The 15,848-nt window shown below is 71.4% G+C and carries 12 protein-coding genes and 1 pseudogene; 5 read left to right on the top strand and 8 right to left on the bottom strand.

Annotation, left to right across the window (positions count from 1 at the left end; translation table 11 throughout):
• Positions 1 to 211 precede the first annotated feature (211 nt).
• Positions 212 to 559 (bottom strand): annotated as a pseudogene (locus I8N67_RS28380) (DUF3626 domain-containing protein); the annotation flags it as partial.
• Positions 560 to 977: 418 nt separating this feature from the next.
• Between I8N67_RS28380 and I8N67_RS28375 the strand changes: the two are divergent.
• Positions 978 to 1,598, top strand: a complete 621-nt coding sequence (locus I8N67_RS28375; protein ID WP_200307021.1) for a CGNR zinc finger domain-containing protein — start codon at positions 978 to 980, stop codon at positions 1,596 to 1,598.
• Positions 1,599 to 1,909: 311 nt separating this feature from the next.
• On the top strand, positions 1,910 to 2,407 hold the full coding sequence (locus tag I8N67_RS28370) for a hypothetical protein (protein WP_200307019.1): 498 nt from the start codon (positions 1,910 to 1,912) through the stop codon (positions 2,405 to 2,407).
• 60 nt (positions 2,408 to 2,467) lie between these two features.
• Here I8N67_RS28370 and I8N67_RS28365 read toward each other — a convergent pair whose 3' ends face one another.
• On the bottom strand, positions 2,468 to 4,441 hold the full coding sequence (locus tag I8N67_RS28365) for an N-acetylmuramoyl-L-alanine amidase (RefSeq protein WP_234046421.1): 1,974 nt from the start codon (positions 4,439 to 4,441) through the stop codon (positions 2,468 to 2,470).
• A 243-nt stretch (positions 4,442 to 4,684) separates the two neighbouring features.
• Positions 4,685 to 5,830 carry an aminoglycoside phosphotransferase family protein gene (locus I8N67_RS28360; protein ID WP_200307015.1) on the bottom strand — a complete coding sequence of 382 codons (1,146 nt, stop codon included), beginning with the start codon at positions 5,828 to 5,830 and terminating at the stop codon, positions 4,685 to 4,687.
• A 232-nt stretch (positions 5,831 to 6,062) separates the two neighbouring features.
• Between I8N67_RS28360 and I8N67_RS28355 the strand changes: the two genes are divergently transcribed.
• Complete coding sequence (locus I8N67_RS28355) at positions 6,063 to 7,565, top strand: DNA-binding protein NsdB (protein ID WP_200307013.1); 1,503 nt, start codon at positions 6,063 to 6,065, stop codon at positions 7,563 to 7,565.
• Positions 7,566 to 7,568: 3 nt separating this feature from the next.
• Here I8N67_RS28355 and I8N67_RS28350 read toward each other — a convergent pair whose 3' ends face one another.
• The gene (locus tag I8N67_RS28350; RefSeq protein ID WP_200307011.1) at positions 7,569 to 8,999 is read right to left on the bottom strand and encodes a PP2C family protein-serine/threonine phosphatase; all 1,431 of its coding nucleotides are present in this window, start codon (positions 8,997 to 8,999) and stop codon (positions 7,569 to 7,571) included.
• Between the two features lie 476 nt (positions 9,000 to 9,475).
• Here I8N67_RS28350 and I8N67_RS28345 point away from each other — a divergent pair, with 476 nt between their 5' ends.
• Positions 9,476 to 9,889, top strand: coding sequence for an SsgA family sporulation/cell division regulator (locus tag I8N67_RS28345; RefSeq protein ID WP_200307009.1), 414 nt, complete (start codon positions 9,476 to 9,478; stop codon positions 9,887 to 9,889).
• Between the two features lie 40 nt (positions 9,890 to 9,929).
• On the opposite strand, the gene I8N67_RS28340 is transcribed toward I8N67_RS28345, so the two are convergent.
• The 3 genes from I8N67_RS28340 to I8N67_RS28330 all read right to left on the bottom strand — a co-directional run bounded on the left by I8N67_RS28340 (position 9,930) and on the right by I8N67_RS28330 (position 13,503).
• Complete coding sequence (locus tag I8N67_RS28340; protein ID WP_200307007.1) at positions 9,930 to 11,039, bottom strand: baeRF3 domain-containing protein; 1,110 nt, start codon at positions 11,037 to 11,039, stop codon at positions 9,930 to 9,932.
• Positions 11,040 to 11,206: 167 nt separating this feature from the next.
• Complete coding sequence (locus I8N67_RS28335; protein ID WP_200307005.1) at positions 11,207 to 11,740, bottom strand: DUF4232 domain-containing protein; 534 nt, start codon at positions 11,738 to 11,740, stop codon at positions 11,207 to 11,209.
• 125 nt (positions 11,741 to 11,865) lie between these two features.
• Positions 11,866 to 13,503 carry an alpha/beta hydrolase gene (locus tag I8N67_RS28330; protein WP_200307003.1) on the bottom strand — a complete coding sequence of 546 codons (1,638 nt, stop codon included), beginning with the start codon at positions 13,501 to 13,503 and terminating at the stop codon, positions 11,866 to 11,868.
• A gap of 316 nt (positions 13,504 to 13,819) precedes the next feature.
• On the opposite strand from I8N67_RS28330, the gene I8N67_RS28325 reads away from it, so the two are divergent.
• Complete coding sequence (locus I8N67_RS28325) at positions 13,820 to 14,668, top strand: GNAT family N-acetyltransferase (RefSeq protein WP_200307001.1); 849 nt, start codon at positions 13,820 to 13,822, stop codon at positions 14,666 to 14,668.
• On the opposite strand, the gene I8N67_RS28320 is transcribed toward I8N67_RS28325, so the two are convergent.
• Positions 14,646 to 15,818, bottom strand: coding sequence for an acyltransferase family protein (locus I8N67_RS28320; protein ID WP_200306999.1), 1,173 nt, complete (start codon positions 15,816 to 15,818; stop codon positions 14,646 to 14,648). The genes I8N67_RS28325 and I8N67_RS28320 overlap by 23 nt on opposite strands.
• Positions 15,819 to 15,848: the final 30 nt, after the last annotated feature.

Below are 15,848 nucleotides of genomic sequence, written 5' to 3'. Positions count from 1 at the left end.
CGCATGAACGGCCCTCAGGCGCCAGCAGCGTTGCTGGTTCTCGTCGACGTTTCCGAGCCGTGTGATCGCAAAGTGCTGCCCAAAACCGTCGACAAACGTTGCTCGCTCCCACGTACGAAACCACAGCCGTACGAGAGTCATTCGGCTCCCGCGTCGGGGACGTCCTCGCATGGTGACGCGGATGTCAAGGGCCATCACGCCTTCGATCGCCTCAACGAAGGCTATCGAGTACAGCTCCCTCCGTCGGTTCCGGAGTCGCCAGCCTGCCAGTGACCTTCGGGGGTGCCCCGAGTCGCGCCAGATAATGCCACACCTTCTTGACTGCCTGGGGGTCGTAGCGGCCGGCACGTGCAGCATTTCCGACGATCCGAGGATCGAGCACGCCATCGACCGCGATCTGCGTGGCCAAGTCGACGTACTCCTGGCCGCGGTAGCCGGGATGCCGGCGGAGTTCTTCAATCTTGAGTCGGAAGCCTGGGTGCCACTCCACTGGACAGCCAGTACGCACGGCCGCGGCCTCGACCGTCGTATCTCGGTAGCAGGGGTCCAGGACCAGCGCGGCTCTCGACCTGGCCTACCAGGCCTCCGGTTCCGAGCGCTCCCCGACGTGGGCGGCCTGGATCACCGTGGCCCGGCATCCGCACCCCGCCCGCAGCCGGGCGGTCAGGCTCGCGGCCGACCCGTATCTGTGCGATCTGCTCGATGAACCATCGACGCGGGCGGTCCGGCTCCCCGCGCCACCGGGGGGGGCTTGTGCCAGACGAGCTCCAACTGGCTGTCGCCGTAAGGCAGATCACGCGGCCGGGGTCATCGCCCTCCCCTTCACCCGCATGGCGAAGACCCGCACCGCGGCCAGGCCCGTGCCGCCCCCTCCGCCGTCGCCCGCTGCGCCCGACGAGTCACGTCGGCCAACCGTTCGACTGTACTGCCGCCGCTCACCCCCCTTAATGGATGACGGCTCGCCTATCATTAGTGCCATGGAGTACTCGATCAGCGCGGACGCGCGGCTCGTCCTGGATCTGGCCCTGACCGTCCGCCACGACGGTGGCGGCGGCGTCGCCGACGACGACCTGACCGGGCCCGCGGGGCTCACCATCTGGGTCAGGGCGCACGGGGACGTCCTGCCGGCTGCCGCCGGGTTCACCGCCGACGAGGCCGCGCTCGCCGCCGTACGCGATCTCCGGGGAGCCGTCCGGGCCCTGTTCGCCCGCGCCATCAGCCCCAGCGAGCCCAGCCCGGCCGATGCCGCCCGGCTGCTGCCCGTCCCCGAGGCCCTGGCGCGGCTCAACGGGGCCGCCGCCCTGACGCCGACAGTCCCGGTGCTCTCCTGGGGCCCGGACGCCGAACCGGTCGTACGCCATGAGCCCGCCACCGGCGAGGACCCGCTCACCGCCGCGCTTGCCCGCGCGGCCCTCGCCTTCCTCGCCGGCCCCGAGCGGCAGCGGCTGCGCGCCTGCCACGCGCCCCGCTGTGTGCGCTACTTCCTCAAGGAGCACCCGCGCCAGGAGTGGTGCAAGCCGTCCTGCGGGAACCGCGCCCGCGTCGCCCGCCACCACGAACGGCACAAGAAGACCTCCGGACAGCTGTCCGCCCGGTAGCCCGGTCGGCAGCGCCGAACAGAAGACGACGGCGAGGGTCCGATCGGCCGAGCCGAGCGCTGATCGTCTACGCCGGCCGCGCCCGTAGTCGGCCGGACGACCCTCTTCGCCGACGGAACCGCACACCGACTGGCAGACCGTCGCCCGACGCCTCTCGGCGGTCTGCCGGAAGGTCGGCACCGACCGTGCCGGACCGCCCCCGGCGCTGGGCGAACAGCCTCCGAACGGGTGAACGCACCGGGCCCGGACCGGCCCCGGCAATCGCCTCGCCCACCCGACACCGAGCCCCTCCGGGCACGTACCATGGCGACATGTCCTTCCTCCGCCGCCGCAGCGCCACACCTGCCGGTCCCGAATTCGACGTACTGGCCATGGACCCGGGCGACTGGCCGGGCAATCTCGGCGCCGGCCTGCTGCCCGCCCCCGACGGCAGCTGCCAGGGCGTCTTCCTGCGCTACGACCTCTACGGCGGCCGCGGCCCCGCGATGATCATCGGCAACCTCCCGGAGGGCTCCCCCGCGCGTGAGATCGCCGAGGGCGAGGTCCCCTTCGAGGTGGCCCAGCTGCTCGTCGCGCTGGAGAACGAGGAGGACATCACGGTCGTCGGGTCCGAGGACCTCCCGGTGATGCAGGGGGACAACCTCCTGATCGTCCGCCGCCTCAAGATCTCCGAGTCCCGGATCTCCTGCGTCCAGTTCGACCGCAGCGACAACGTCCTGGTCACCATCGCCGCCTGGGACCGCCCCATCACCGACGACCTCTACGCACTGCTCAAACCGCTCCCGGCGGAGCTGTTCCAGCAGGGCTGAGGAGAGCACAGACGAAAAGGGCCGGGCGCGCGCACCCGGCCCTTCCGCTTTCCCGTCCCCTCACCCGGCCGGCAGCACCCGCACGTCCGCCGCCCGCACGAACGCCACCCGGTGGCCGAACTGGATCTCGTAGTACTGGTCCTCACCGACCACGACCTTGTGCCCGGTCGGGTCGAAGGAGACCGCGTAGTAGTACTCACCGGGCACCCGGTCACCCGCCACGTACCTCTGGCCCTTCAGGAGCTTGTACGGCAGCGGGGACACCGCCTGGGCGGGCACCCCCGCCGGGTAGGCCGCCTGCTCCGGGTAGGCGCGGCCGTACACCGGGATCTCGGCGAGCCCCTTCCTGGGCGTGACGACCAGACCGCTCGCGCCGACCGCCGTGGGCTGCCCCTTCGGGTTCCGGAACCAGGCCTTCTGTCCCAGGTACCAGATCGCCGTCCAGTCGCCATGCCGCCCGGCGACCGCGTACTGCTGCCCGGTGGAGACCCGCGAACCGAGGTCGTTCACATCGATCGTCGAGTCGCCGCCACCCGGCCGCAGGCCGATGTCCTTGATCAGGGGTGACGTCACATCGGGCGCGCTGTACAGGCGTACGGCGCTGGAGCCGTGCACTGCGCAGGGCGCGCCCCCGCTCGCGCAGCCCGTGAACTCGGGCCGGTTGTCCGCGTAGTCGGGCAGCACGGTGACCACAGCGCTGTTCTTGCCGGACGTCGCGCCGAACGGCCTGCCCAGCAGCTCGAAGTAGTGCCGCCAGTCCCAGTACGGGCCAGGGTCGGTGTGCATCCCCGGGATCGTCGCCGACGTCGGGCCCGGCACGGTGTCATGGCCCAGGATGTGCTGCCGGTCCAGCGGGACGCCGTACTTCCCGGCGAGGTACTTCACCAGCCGCGCCGACGTCCGGTACATCGCCTCCGTGTACCAGGCGTCCGGCGAGGCGAGGAAGCCCTCGTGCTCCAGGCCGATCGACTTGGCGTTGACGTACCAGTTGCCGGCGTGCCAGCCCACGTCCTTGTTCTTCACATGCTGGGCGATGTGCCCGTCCGTGGAGCGCAGCGAATAGTGCCACGACACATAGGTCGGGTCCTGGACCAGCTTCAGAGTGGTGTCCCAGGTCGCCTCCGTGTCATGGACGACGATGTACCGGATGCTCTGGGACTTCGGCCGGTCGGCCAGGTCGTGGTTGCCGTAGTCCTTGTCGCCGAACTCCTCGTACGGCGCCGGGATCCACTCGCAGGACACCGTCTTCGGGCACTCCGTGCCGGCCGCTGCCGCCGCGCGCAGCCCGGCCCGGGACAGCTGCCCGGTGGCCGGGCTCAGATCCGGCTCGGCGGCGAGCGTCACCCGCTGGCCGGCGTCCGTGACCCGCCCGGCGCCGTCGCGGATCACCGCGAACACCTCGTCGGCGTACGCCGACGCCGTCGCCCGGTCGTCGGCGCCCGAGAAGCGCGCCACCGCCCCGTACCAGTCCGCCGGATCGGCACTCGGCTCCGCGCCGAGCTCCCGCTGCGCGGCGGAGAGAAGCGCGGCACCGCCCGCCACATTGGCCTCGGCGTCCGTACGCAGGGACTCGGCGGGCAGGCCCGTCAGCTCGGCCGCCTTCGTCAACGTCCGCAGCCGTGACGGCAGTTCGGAATTCTCGGGCAGGTCGGACGCGGGCACCAGGGGCGCCCGGGCATCGTCGCCGCGGGCATCCTCCGCGCCCTCGTTGTGGTGCGGCGCCTCGGCCAGGGCCGTCCGCGCGTCGGTGAGGTGCATCGGGCCGTAGCCGCCGGTGACACTGGGCGCGCCGCCGTGCGCGTCCCAGCGGGACTGGAGATAGGAGACACCGAGCAGCACGCTGCGCGGTACGCCGTACTCGGCGGCCGCGGCGGCGAAGGCGCCCTGCAGACGGACCGAGGACGACGACTGGCTCACGGGCGGGGCCGCACCCAGCAGCGGCAACAGCAACACCGCCGGGGCTGCGGCGACCGCCGTGCTGCGGATACGTCTGCGGTGCGGGGCGGGCCCGCGGTCGGTGGGGGATCCTCGCAAGGCGGCCTCCTGGAACGGTGGGGCGTCGGTGGGGCGTGCGGGACCGAACGGCATCAGTGCTATCGGTCGGCCGACGATCCGTCAATCATGCCCGGAGGAGACCCTTTCCCGGGTGATTGCCTCCCCTGCCATTGCCCCTGCCATTGCCCCTGCCAGCGCCTCGCCTGCGATTTGCCTCCCCGGTCATGACGGAGGTCCGCGGCGCGCCCCTGTCCAGGGCACACCGCGGACCTCCGTTTCCCCTCAGCGAGTGCCGACCGCCGCCCGTACGGCCTTGCGGGCCAACTGGCAGTCGTCGTGCAGCCGCCTGAGCAGCAGCCGCTGTTCCTCGCCGGACGGCGCAGCAGCCGGGTGGGCCGGGCCCGGTGTCGCCGGGGTCGAGTCGTGCATCGAACGCTGCACGGCCGTCTCGTAGGTGCGGATCTCACGGGTCAGTACGAGCATCAGGTTCACCAGGAACGCGTCCCGCGAGGCCGGGCCCGCCGACTGCGCCAGCTGACTGATCTGACGCCGCGCCATCGGGGCGTCCCCGAGCACCGCCCACAGCGTCGCCAGGTCGTACCCTGGCAGATACCAGCCCGCGTGCTCCCAGTCCACCAGCACTGGACCGGCCGGTGAGAGCAGGATGTTCGACAGCAGGGCGTCGCCGTGGCAGAACTGGCCCATGCCCTGGCGGCCCGAGGCGTGCGCGATGCCGTGCAGGAGCTTCTGCAGATCGCCCATGTCCCGGTCGGTGAGCAGACCCAGCTCATGGAAACGGGAGATCCGCTCCGCGTAGTCCAGCGGGGCGTCGAACGTGCCCGCCGGTGGCCGCCACGCGTTCAGCCGGCAGATCGCGCCGAGCGCCGCCCGAATGTCGGCGCGCGGCGGCGCCTCCACCGGATGCCGCTGCAGGGCGGCCACCCGGCCCGGCATCCGCTCGATGACCAAGGTGCAGTTGTCCGGGTCCGCCGCGATCAGCCTCGGCGCCCGCACCGGCGGGCGGTGTCGGACGAACGAGCGGTATGCGGCTATTTCGTGCCTGAGCCGTTCCTCCCAGATGGAGGAGTGGTCCAGTAAGCACTTGGCGACGGCCGTGCTGCGCCCTGTCGTACCGACGAGCAGCACCGATCGGCCGCTTCGGCGCAGCACCTGGACCGGAGTGAACTCCGGACAGATGCGATGCACCGAGGCGATCGCCGTGCGCAGCTGCGCGCCCTGAGGGCCGGACAAGTCGAGTCTCCCGCTGAGCGGTTGGGTGCCGACCCCCGGGACGCGCCGCGTCCGGCCGGTGCCCAGCACGGAGGCCGCCGCTGTGCGTGAGGGGTCGAGGAAGGGGCCACCGCTGCCCGGCTGGCGGGGGTGCAGGGACCGGGGCGGTGCGGACACGGAGGACGATGCTGCGTACATGGGTGGATACAGATCCCTTCGTGTGCCTGCTATGACGCGCTACCCGCCCCGGCCGGCCAGGCGCACCCTGGGGAGTGTCCCTGGGCGACCGGGTCGGGGTGGCGCTTTCCTACCTGACACCGGATCGGCCCTGGCACACCATGTGGCGCACCCTGGCGAAACCCTGGCGAATAGTCCCGGAGCAACTGACAGCGGGCTACTGTCAACTCAGCCGAGAACCTGGGGGCTTGACGTGAGCGGACAACCCAACACCCGACTCGCAGACCTGTTCGGCCTGGCCGGCTGGTCCAAGGGAGAACTCGCGAGGCTGGTCAACCGGCAGGCGGCGGCCATGGGCCACCCCCAGCTGGCGACCGACACCTCACGGGTACGGCGTTGGATCGACATGGGAGAGATCCCGCGCGATCCCGTGCCCCGGGTGCTGGCGGCGCTGTTCACCGAGCGTCTCGGCCGTGTCGTGACCATTGGGGACCTCGGTCTGGTCCGGCACGGGCGTACGGGAAAACGGCAGGGCGGCGGGAATGTGGAACATCCCGACGGTGTGCCGTGGGCGCCCGAACGGACTGCTGCGGTCCTCACCGAATTCACGGGAATGGACCTCATGCTCAACCGACGCGGCTTGGTGGGTGCGGGCGTCGCGCTCACCGCGGGATCCGCCTCCGTACTCAGCAGCGCCATGCACGACTGGCTGCACACCGATCCGGCCCTCAAGGCCGACGCCCCCGACCTCGACAATCCCCTGCACGCCGACCCCGCCGGGTTCGACCGGTACGAGGCCGCCCCCATCGGGGCGCAGGAGATCGAGGAACTGGAGCGTTCGGTCGAGGTGTTCCGGGCCTGGGACGCGGCCCGCGGCGGCGGGCTGCAACGCAAGGCTGTCGTGGGACAGCTCAACGAGGTGGGAGGCATGCTCTCCTACCGCCACCCCGAACATCTCCAGCGGCGCCTGTGGGGCGTCGCCGCCAACCTCGCCGTCCTCGCGGGCTGGATGTCCCACGACATCGGCCTCGAACCCACCGCCCAGAAGTACTTCATCATCGCCGCCCACGCCGCCCGGGAGGGCGGCGACCGGCCCCGCGCCGGCGAGGCCCTCTCCCGGGCGGCCCGACAGCTGGTGCACCTCGGCAAACCCGACGAGGCGCTCGACCTCATGAAGCTCGCCCAGTCCGGCTCAGGCGAGCAGGTCCTGCCCCGCACCAAGGCCATGCTCTACACCGTCGAGGCCTGGGCACAGGCCTCCATGGGCAAGGGCCAGGCCATGCGCCGCACCCTCGGCCAGGCCGAAGACCTGTTCGGCTCCGACCGGGGGGACGTGCCGCCGCCCAGTTGGATGCAGATGTTCAAGGAGGAAGACCTCTACGGCATGCAGGCCCTGGCCTACCGCACCCTCGCGGAGCACGACCCGACCGCGGCCAGGCAGGCCCAGCACTTCGCGGAGAGGGCGCTCGAACTGCGCGTCGACGGCCGGCAGCGGTCGAAGATCTTCGACTTCCTGTCGATGGCCTCGGCCAGCTTCATCGCCGACGATCCCGAACAGGCGTCCAGCTACGCTCGTCTCGCCCTGGCGGCTATGGGCTCCAACTCCTCCCACCGCACCTGGGACCGGCTGCGTCAGATGTACCGGCTCACCGGTCAGTACTCCAGCTATCCGAAGATCCAGGACCTGCGGGAGGAGATCAAACTCGCCCTGCCGCCGACCCAGCCGAAGAACAAGGGCGACATCGCGTCGGCGTGACCGTCAGGAGCTGATTCTGGCGACGAGCACACAGGCGTCGTCCGCGCGCTCGGTCTCGCCGAACTCTTCCACCACTGTCCGTACACACTCCTGGGCCGTCCGCGCCTCGCCGAACCGTGGCGCCAGGTCCAACAGGCGCTGGACGCCTGCCGTGCCACCACGCCAGGGGACCAGCCCGTCGGTGTGCAGAAGTAGCAGGTCGCCCGGTTCGAGCGTCACCTCGGCCTGCCCGTAAACAGCACCGGAGGTCGCTCCGAGCAGTACGCCGTCCGGCGATTTCAACACGCGCCCCGTCCCGGCGCGGAACAGCAGCGGGGCGGGGTGCCCCGCCTGCGCCCAGACCAGGGTGCGGGTGGCCGGCCGGTAGCGGCAGCAGACGGCGCTGCCGAGGGCCGGTTGCACGGTGGTGTCCAGTAACTGGTTGAGGCAGGCCATCAGCCGGCCGGGCTCGGTGCCCGCCACCGCCATGCCCCGCAGCGCGCCGATCAGCATCGCCATGCCCGAGGTGACGGTGACACCGTGGCCGGTGAGGTCGCCGATGCTCAACAGGCTGTCGCCGCCCGGTAGTTCGAGGGCGTCGTACCAGTCGCCGCCGATCAGGGCGCTCGTCGAGCAGGGCAGGTAGTGGGCCGCGAGGTCCAGCTTCTCGGGGCCCTGGTGGGGGAGCCGCAGGGAGCCGCGCCACGGCGGCAGCACGGCTTCCTGCAGCTCGACCGCGAGCCGGTGCTCGGTCTGCGCCCGGTGCCGCTGGCGGTGCAGCGAGTCACGGGTCTCGCTCACGGCCCGCTGGCTGCGCCGCAGTTCACTGACGTCCCGCAGTACGGCCCACATAGAGGCCGTACCGCCGTCGTCGTCGAGCACGGGCTCGCCCATCATGTGCACGGTGCGCACTGCGCCGTCGGGACGGACGATCCGGAACTCCCCGTCGATGCGCTTGGCGTCGATCAGACAGTCCGTCACCATCGCCGTCAGTCGCGGCCGGTCGTCGTCGAGCACCAGGGACGGCAGCTCGTCGAGGGTGAGCGGCGGGGCGGCCGGGTCGCGGCCGAGGATCTGGTACAGCTCCCCGGACCAGCTCGCCTCGTCCGTCAGCAGGTTCCACTCGGCGCTGCCGACCCGGGTGAGCAGTGATTCGCGCCGGGGCGGGGCGACCGGCGCGACCGGGAGATCGGCCGTGGCCACGGGGGCCTTCGGCCGGGCCGGGCCGTCCCGCAGCTGTGCCAAGTGGCCATCGAGGTCATTGAGTTGATGCAGCGCCAGATCACAGAGCGCGCGCTGCCACCGGCTCTCGGGGTCCACTCCGTCGACGGGCGCGTCCCGCCGTACCGCGTCCACGTCGCCCCGCAGTCGCCGGGTCTGCGAGATGAGCGCGTCGACCGAGCCGCGCCGGGGCGGTGGGGCGGCGGGACGATCCGCAGAGAGATGGGACGGCATCACGTACTCCGAGGGGGGACGTTACGACCAACGCTGACGGAAGGGCCGATTACGACTGTTGCACAGCCCACGACGCGCTGTAAGGGAATTGGCAAGACCCGATACGGTGGTGCTCCTGGCATATGCCTCCGTCCTTGCGGATGGGCTCCACCACGGCAAGCCGGAAGGCGTCCGGAAGGGTCAAGTCGTAGGAATCGTACGTGACTTGACGGACCGTCGGTCATGCGTCACGCGTCACTCATGCCCATGTTCGAGAGTCGTATGTGCGAGCCTCCTCGATTCCTTGTCGCGGCATAGGTAAACCGGAGCGTGTCCATGCTCTGGACGGGGGCGGAGTCGATATGTGGGTGACATGGGTCACAGGGGTGAATCCAGGGAAGTCGCGTAATACGAAAGCCCTCCGCGAGGTCGAAGAGGCGTGTCGGCGCACCGGCCGGCCCGCTCTGGAAGAGCTTCACCCGAAACGGAGACCGTTGATGACCGTCACGCTGGAACAGCCCGCCCGCGCCCTCCTCGTCACCGCCGAGGACCGGGAGGTGCCGGTGCCCGCGAGCCTGCGCTATTCCTCCGACGACCCGCTGGCCGTGCACCTCGACTTCCCGGCCGACATCTCGCTGAGCGGTTCCACGGTGACCTGGACCTTCTCCCGCGATCTGCTGGAGGAAGGGGTGCAGGCGCCCGCCGGCACCGGCGACGTGCACATCTGGCCCTGCGGCCGCTCCCGCACGGTGGTGGAGCTGCACTCGCCGTACGGCATGGCGCTCCTGCAGTTCGACACGGCGGCGCTCAAGCGTTTCCTGCTGCGCAGTTACGCCGTCGTCGCGGCCGGGAGGGAGGAGCTGGGCCCGGCGCTGGACCGGGGTCTGACGACGCTCCTCGGTGGCGTGTGACGCCTACCTCGGCCGGGCTTCGGTGCCGGCGGGCCGGGGTTCAGTAGCGCAGTACGCCCGCGATGCCGCGGGCGTCGCCGAGCGTGCCGTCGGGGACGAAGCGGACCTCGGCGCCGGTGTCCAGGCACCGTTCGACGATCTCGTCCACGATGTCCTCGCGGACGTCGAGGTCTCCGCTCTCGGCCGGCACGAGATGGCCGCCCCCGCCGCCCTCGCCGTCGGCGCGGACGCTCGTGCGGTAGTTCTCCTCCACGGCCAGGAGCGCGATGCGGCCCTGCTGCGCGTTCTGCCGGACCTCGTCGACGCCGGCCGCGAACGCCTTGTGACCTCGGGCCGCTTCGAGCCGCCGCGCCACGCCGTCGGCGTTCCTGCGGTCCTCGGCCGCGACCAGGGGCCGGACCGCCTGCCACACGGCCTCGTGGGTGCCGTGCGCGAGACCGCCGTGCGGGATGTGGGTGGCGTCCTTGGTGACCGTGCCGATCTCGTCGAGCAGGGACAGCGCCGCCGTCTCCCCGGTGACGTACAGCGGACGCGCGTGCGTGCGCAGCACCCGGGCCATCGCGGTATCGGCGTCGCGCAGGAAGTGCCGGATGCCTTCGTCGCGGAAGGTGCTCGGCAGGTCGCCGATCCGCTCCTGCCGCTCGGCGTCGAAGTTGTCGAGCGTTCTGCCCAGCGGGAAACCGCCGGTGCGGGCCTCCGTGACACGGTCGCCGCCGCCGTTCCACAGCGCGACCCGGTCGGCGGAGACCGACAGCACCCAGAACGGCCGCTCGGCGGCCTGCGCGGCCACCAGGTTCCGGGTGAGGAAGGTGTCCGCGAGGACCACGCGCTCCGGCACCGGCCGGGCCAGTGACCAGACCTGGTGCTCACCGGGCGCCGCGAAGATCACGAGGCCGTCCTCGGCGTGGCTCAGGTCCACCTCGGCCAGCGCCCGGTCCAGTTGCTCGACGACGTCGTTGCGCCGCTCCCGGGTCACCGCGGGATCGTGCTCCAGCCGCTTCTTGGCCTCGGCCACCACATTGCGCAGCCGGACCGGATCCTGCGCGTTCTCGGGTTCACGGCGGTGTGTCGGCGTCAGCACCGACACGGCGGGATAGGGCCGCGGGCGGCGCAGCTCGATGAGGGTCGCGGGAGTGAGGGCATGCTCCATGACTTCACGATAGGACCGATTCGCATGTCGGGCACTTGGGATGATTCGGCGACGGGTGCGGGCGGCCGCGCCGATCGGACCACGACAGGGGCCGAGCCCGTGTGCGCGCACCGGTCAAGGCGCGCGCCCGACGGGCTCGACTCACTGCTGTGGACCTGCCGCGAGGGTCAGCCGACTTCCTTCTTCAGCGACTTGTCGGCGGCGGCCTTGGACGGCTTCCACCAGGTCGTCACCGGCTCCCAGACCTTCACCTTCTTGCCCGCGCCCAGCTGCTTCGCGGTGAAGGTACGGCCGTTGTAGGCCGGGTTGGCCGACACGGTGACCGTCCCGACACGGCGCGCTTCGGGGTCCTTGAGGTCGGCGATCGTACGCACCGCCGCGTACACCGTCTTCCCGGCGCCGACCTTGTACGGCGCGCTCTCGCCCGAGGGCACCGGCTGGGCCGCCCCGTCGAGGTCGCCGAAGGTGACGACGGGGAGACGGTCGATCGTGCAGGTGCGGGTGCCGGTGTTCTTGACGGTGATGTGCACGACCCTCGTGTCCTTCGTCGACTGCTTGGCCCCCAGCTTGAGGACCTTCGCCTTGCAGACCGGGGTCTTCGCGGCCGGCTGGGCGGCCAGACCCTGCGGCGCCGCGGTGAGGAGCAGCGCGGCGCCGGCGGTCGCCGCGGTCGAGAGGGCGAGGACGGAACGGATACGCATCGGTGGAATCCCCCAGTTTTGGTCACGTACGGGTGCGGTGCGCACAAAAGGTGACGCACACCCAGTGTGACGCGCGAGACGCGGCCGGGGTTGTAGCGGACTTGTCCGTGTTACACGCCCGATGCTCAACCGTCGGCTCCGCATGAACTTCCGTCGTCCGGCAGCGACCCGTACAGCAGGAACTCGTCGACCTTCTCGTGCACGCACTTGGACGAGCCGTACCCGGTGTGCCCCTTGCCCTTGTTGTCGAGGACGACCGCCGAGGAGCCGAGCCGCTTCGCCGTCTCCATGGTCCAGCGGTACGGGGTGGCCGGGTCGCCCCGGGTACCCACGAGCAGCAGCTTCGGAGTGTCCACGTCCCGCACCTCCTCGCGGATGAAGTCGGTGCCCTTGGGGCGGCCGTAGCACATCAGCACCTGGGTGAGCCGGTGCCGGCCGAACACGGGGGAGGCCTCCTCGTACGCCGTGCGCAGCTCTTCGAGGTCGTCGGTGATCCGGTCGGCGGTGGGCCGGTCGGGGTCGTCGGTGCAGTTGATGGCCATGAGCGCGGCGGGGAGGTTGTCGAGCGGGACGTCCTCGGCGTCGACCAGCCCGCCGTCCGGCGTCGGTGAGCCGGACGCGCTCGGTTTCCCCACAGTGGACGGCTCGCCGGGGCGGTTCGGCTCGACGGGCCTGTCCCGGCCGGGCGGTACGGCGAAACCGCCGCCCGCGAGCGCCATGACGCCCCGGGTGTCGCCGTCGTGGACGAGCATGTTGAGGGCCTGGGTGAGCGCGGGCCACATCTGTTCGCTGTAGAGGGCGTGGCTGATGGCGCCCACGAGGTCCTGGCCCGAGAACTCCTGCCCGAAGTCCCCGAGCACCGGGTACTCGTCCAGCGAGTCGACCAGCTGGACCACCTGTTCACGGGCCGAGCGGGTGTCCTGCCCGAACGGGCACGTCAGCTCCTCGGTGCAGGCGGCGAGATAGTCCTCCAGCGCCGTCTGCTGGCCCTCGGCGCCCACCAGGCCCTGCTCGGTCAGCGGCTCGGTGAGGGTGTCCACCCCGTCGAGGACCATCCGGCCCACCTTCTCGGGGAACTGCGCCGCGTACACCGATCCCAGCCGGCTCCCGTAGGAGAAACCGAGGTAGTTGAGCTTCTTGTCGCCGAGGGCGGCGCGCATGATGTCCAGGTCCTGGGAGGCGTTGAGCGTGCCGATGTGCGGCAGTACCGGCCCGGAGTTCTTCCTGCATGCCTTGGCGGCCCGCTTCAGCTGTTTGAGTGCGGCCTGCGGGTCGTTCGCGTCGTCGGTCGCCTCCAGGGCCTCGTCGGTGCCGTCGCCGCAGCTGACGGGGGAGGAGCGGCCCACGCCGCGCGGGTCGAAGGAGACGACGTCGTAGCCCTTTGTGAGGTCCATGAACTCATCGCCCCCGTAGGCGAGTTCGGGGACGCCGGGGAGGCCGGGGCCGCCGAAGTTCAGCAGCACGGAACCGCGTGCGTCGCCGGTGGCCCGGTAGCGGGCCATCGCCAGGTCGAGGGTGCCCGCCTTGGGCCGGGCGTAGTCGAGCGGCACGGTGACCTTGCCGCAGCGCAGGTCCTTGGGCACCTCCATGCCCTCGCACCTGGACCACTTGATCTTCTGGTCGTAGAACCGGTTCAGGCCGGACCGCTTGTCGTCCTGCTCGTCGTCGGCGCCCGCCGCCGTGGCCGGCAGTCCGGCCCCCAGCAGGGCCAGGACCGCGACCGCGGCTCCGGCGAGCGGGCACCGTCTGTGCGTGGACCGCATGCGTGCCTCCTGGGACACCCGGCCAGGGGCGACCGGGGACGACCCCCGGATCACGATAAGCGGACCCCCGCGGCCACGCCTCCCAGCGGGCGGGACGGGCGGAACTGCCCTACCCTGCGCCCCGCCGATGCCGCACGACGGCCGTGCACGGGTCGCCCGTACGCGTGAAACCGGCCGCGCACAAGGCCCGTTGCCGGACGAGGTCGGCCGGTTCGCGGCGTCGCGGGGGCGATCCGCTTCGGCGAGGATGCTGCGGGGGTGCGGCCGACCACCGCATCCGTCGACTCGATCCGACCTCATCGAACGGAGCGCAGAGATGACCTCTCCGGGGCATCAGGACCTCGTCGTCACCCGGGCGACGCCCGACGACTGGGCGGTGGTCGCCCGATGGGCGGGGGACGAGGGCTGGAACCCGGGGCTCTCGGACCCGTCGTGCTTCTTCGCGCAGGACCCCGAGGGCTTCTTCGTCGGCCGGCTCGACGGGGAGCCGGTCGCCTCCGTCTCCGTCGTCACCTACGGCGACGACTACGCCTTCCTCGGCTTCTATCTCGTCCGCCCGGACCTGCGCGGCCACGGCCACGGCCTCGCCACCTGGAAGACCGCGCTCGCCCACGCCGGTGACCGTACGGTCGGCCTCGACGGTGTGGTCGCGCAGCAGGACAACTACCGGCAGTCCGGCTTCGAGCCCGCCCACCGCACCTTCCGCTTCTCGGGCGTCGTGCCCGAGACGGCCGTGCCCGCGGATGTCCGGCCGGTCGAGGACGCGCGGTCCGTGGCGGCGTACGACAGCGCCTGCCACCCGGCCGACCGTCCCCGCTTCCTCGAGCGCTGGCTGACGGCCGACGGACACCGGGCGCTGGCGCGGGTCGTCGACGGGCGGCTCACCGGATACGGGGTCATCCGTCCCGGCCGGGACGCCCTGCGGATCGGCCCGCTGTTCGCCGACACCGACGCGGACGCCAGGGCGCTCCTCGCCGGCCTTGCCGCCGAGGCCGCGGGCCGCGAGCTGGCCGTCGACGTCCCGGAGCCGAACACGGCCGCGGTGGCGCTGGTCGAGGAGTACGGACTGACGCCCTCCTTCGAGACGGCCCGGATGTACACCGGCTCGATCCGGCCGTACGCGGAGGATCGTGTCTTCGGGGTCACGACTCTGGAGCTCGGCTAGGCGAGCGGGCGGCGCCGCCCGTCCCGGCGGGATCGGCCGGGACGGTGGGCTCGGCGGGTCCTCCCGTCCTGGCGGCGTCGCCCTTCTTGAAAGCCCACTCCATCCGCGGCTCGACGACACAACGGAGCACGGCGCGCACGGGCGGCGTGCAGAGCAGGGTGATGCCGCCGACCGCCATGGCCGTGACCGCGAGTTCCCCGAGCGGCGTGTGCAGCCACTCGGCGGCGTACCAGTCCCGGAAGCGCGCCCACTTGATCACGAAGCCGTGCAGCAGGTAGCCGTACATTGTGCCCGCGCCCAGCGCCGTGAACCACAGGTGGCGACGCGGCACCCAGGCGAGGAAGCAGGCCGTCAGCAGCACGGCGAGACAGAACAGGGCGGGTGTGGTCAGCAGGCCCGTCCAGCGGGACACGCCCTGGCCGGTGACGCTGCCCCGGTGGTAGAACCAGCCCGCGTCGAACCACGGCGCCACCCAGTACGCCGCCGCGAGCGCCCCCAGCCCGACGGGGACCATGTACAGGCGCACGCGACGGGTGCGCAGCCGCTCGAAGTGCTCGGCCCGCAGGGTCAGCCCCAGCACGAAGAACGGCAGGAAGCCCAGGACCCGCTGGATGGAGATCTCCCCGCCGAGATCGGGTGAGACCGCCGCCAGCATCGCGAGACCGAGCGCGACCGGCAGCGGGTGACGCAGCAGCAGCCACAGGGGAGTGGTCAGCCGCCAGATGAAGAGCGCGACCAGGAACCACATCACGTACCAGGGATCCAGCAGGCTCAGCGGATAACCCGGGTCGTCCCGCGCCCACCGGTAGAACAGCGTGTACGCCGTCTCGAACACGACATACGGCAGGACCACCCCCGTCAGCAGCCGCTTCAGCCGGCTGGGCGCCATGTCGAAGCCGCGCGAGAAATAGCCGGAGATCACGGCGAAGGCCGGCATGTGGAACGCGTACACGGTCAGATACGCGGCTGTCGCGGCCCGGCTGCCGTACGTCAGCGGCTCCCACGCGTGACCGCAGGCCACCAGCACGATGGTGAGGTACTTCGCGTTGTCGAAGTACGGGTCCCGCGAGGCCCGTCCCGGCCGCGGTTTCTCCTGGTCGGGCGGGGCCACGGGGGCGGGGCGGGCGTGCTGCACCACGTCTTCGGACATCGGCGAAAGGTCTCCGGACAACGACAACGA

The sequence above is a fragment of the Streptomyces adelaidensis genome, assembly GCF_016598475.1.
In the GTDB taxonomy this organism is placed as follows: Bacteria; Actinomycetota; Actinomycetes; order Streptomycetales; family Streptomycetaceae; genus Streptomyces; species Streptomyces adelaidensis.
This window is presented reverse-complemented; position numbering and strand designations above follow the sequence as displayed.

Bases quoted from the DNA above. Each gene is read 5' to 3' on its own strand.
- I8N67_RS28370 (WP_200307019.1), top strand. From the start codon at position 1,910: ATGTCCTTCCTCCGCCGCCGCAGCGCCACACCTGCCGGTCCCGAATTC.
- I8N67_RS28350 (WP_200307011.1), bottom strand. From the start codon at position 8,999: ATGCCGTCCCATCTCTCTGCGGATCGTCCCGCCGCCCCACCGCCCCGG.
- I8N67_RS28335 (WP_200307005.1), bottom strand. From the start codon at position 11,740: ATGCGTATCCGTTCCGTCCTCGCCCTCTCGACCGCGGCGACCGCCGGC.
- I8N67_RS28325 (WP_200307001.1), top strand. From the start codon at position 13,820: ATGACCTCTCCGGGGCATCAGGACCTCGTCGTCACCCGGGCGACGCCC.
- I8N67_RS28375 (WP_200307021.1), top strand. From the start codon at position 978: ATGGAGTACTCGATCAGCGCGGACGCGCGGCTCGTCCTGGATCTGGCC.
- I8N67_RS28320 (WP_200306999.1), bottom strand. From the start codon at position 15,818: ATGTCCGAAGACGTGGTGCAGCACGCCCGCCCCGCCCCCGTGGCCCCG.
- I8N67_RS28330 (WP_200307003.1), bottom strand. From the start codon at position 13,503: ATGCGGTCCACGCACAGACGGTGCCCGCTCGCCGGAGCCGCGGTCGCG.
- I8N67_RS28340 (WP_200307007.1), bottom strand. From the start codon at position 11,039: ATGGAGCATGCCCTCACTCCCGCGACCCTCATCGAGCTGCGCCGCCCG.
- I8N67_RS28360 (WP_200307015.1), bottom strand. From the start codon at position 5,830: ATGTACGCAGCATCGTCCTCCGTGTCCGCACCGCCCCGGTCCCTGCAC.
- I8N67_RS28345 (WP_200307009.1), top strand. From the start codon at position 9,476: ATGACCGTCACGCTGGAACAGCCCGCCCGCGCCCTCCTCGTCACCGCC.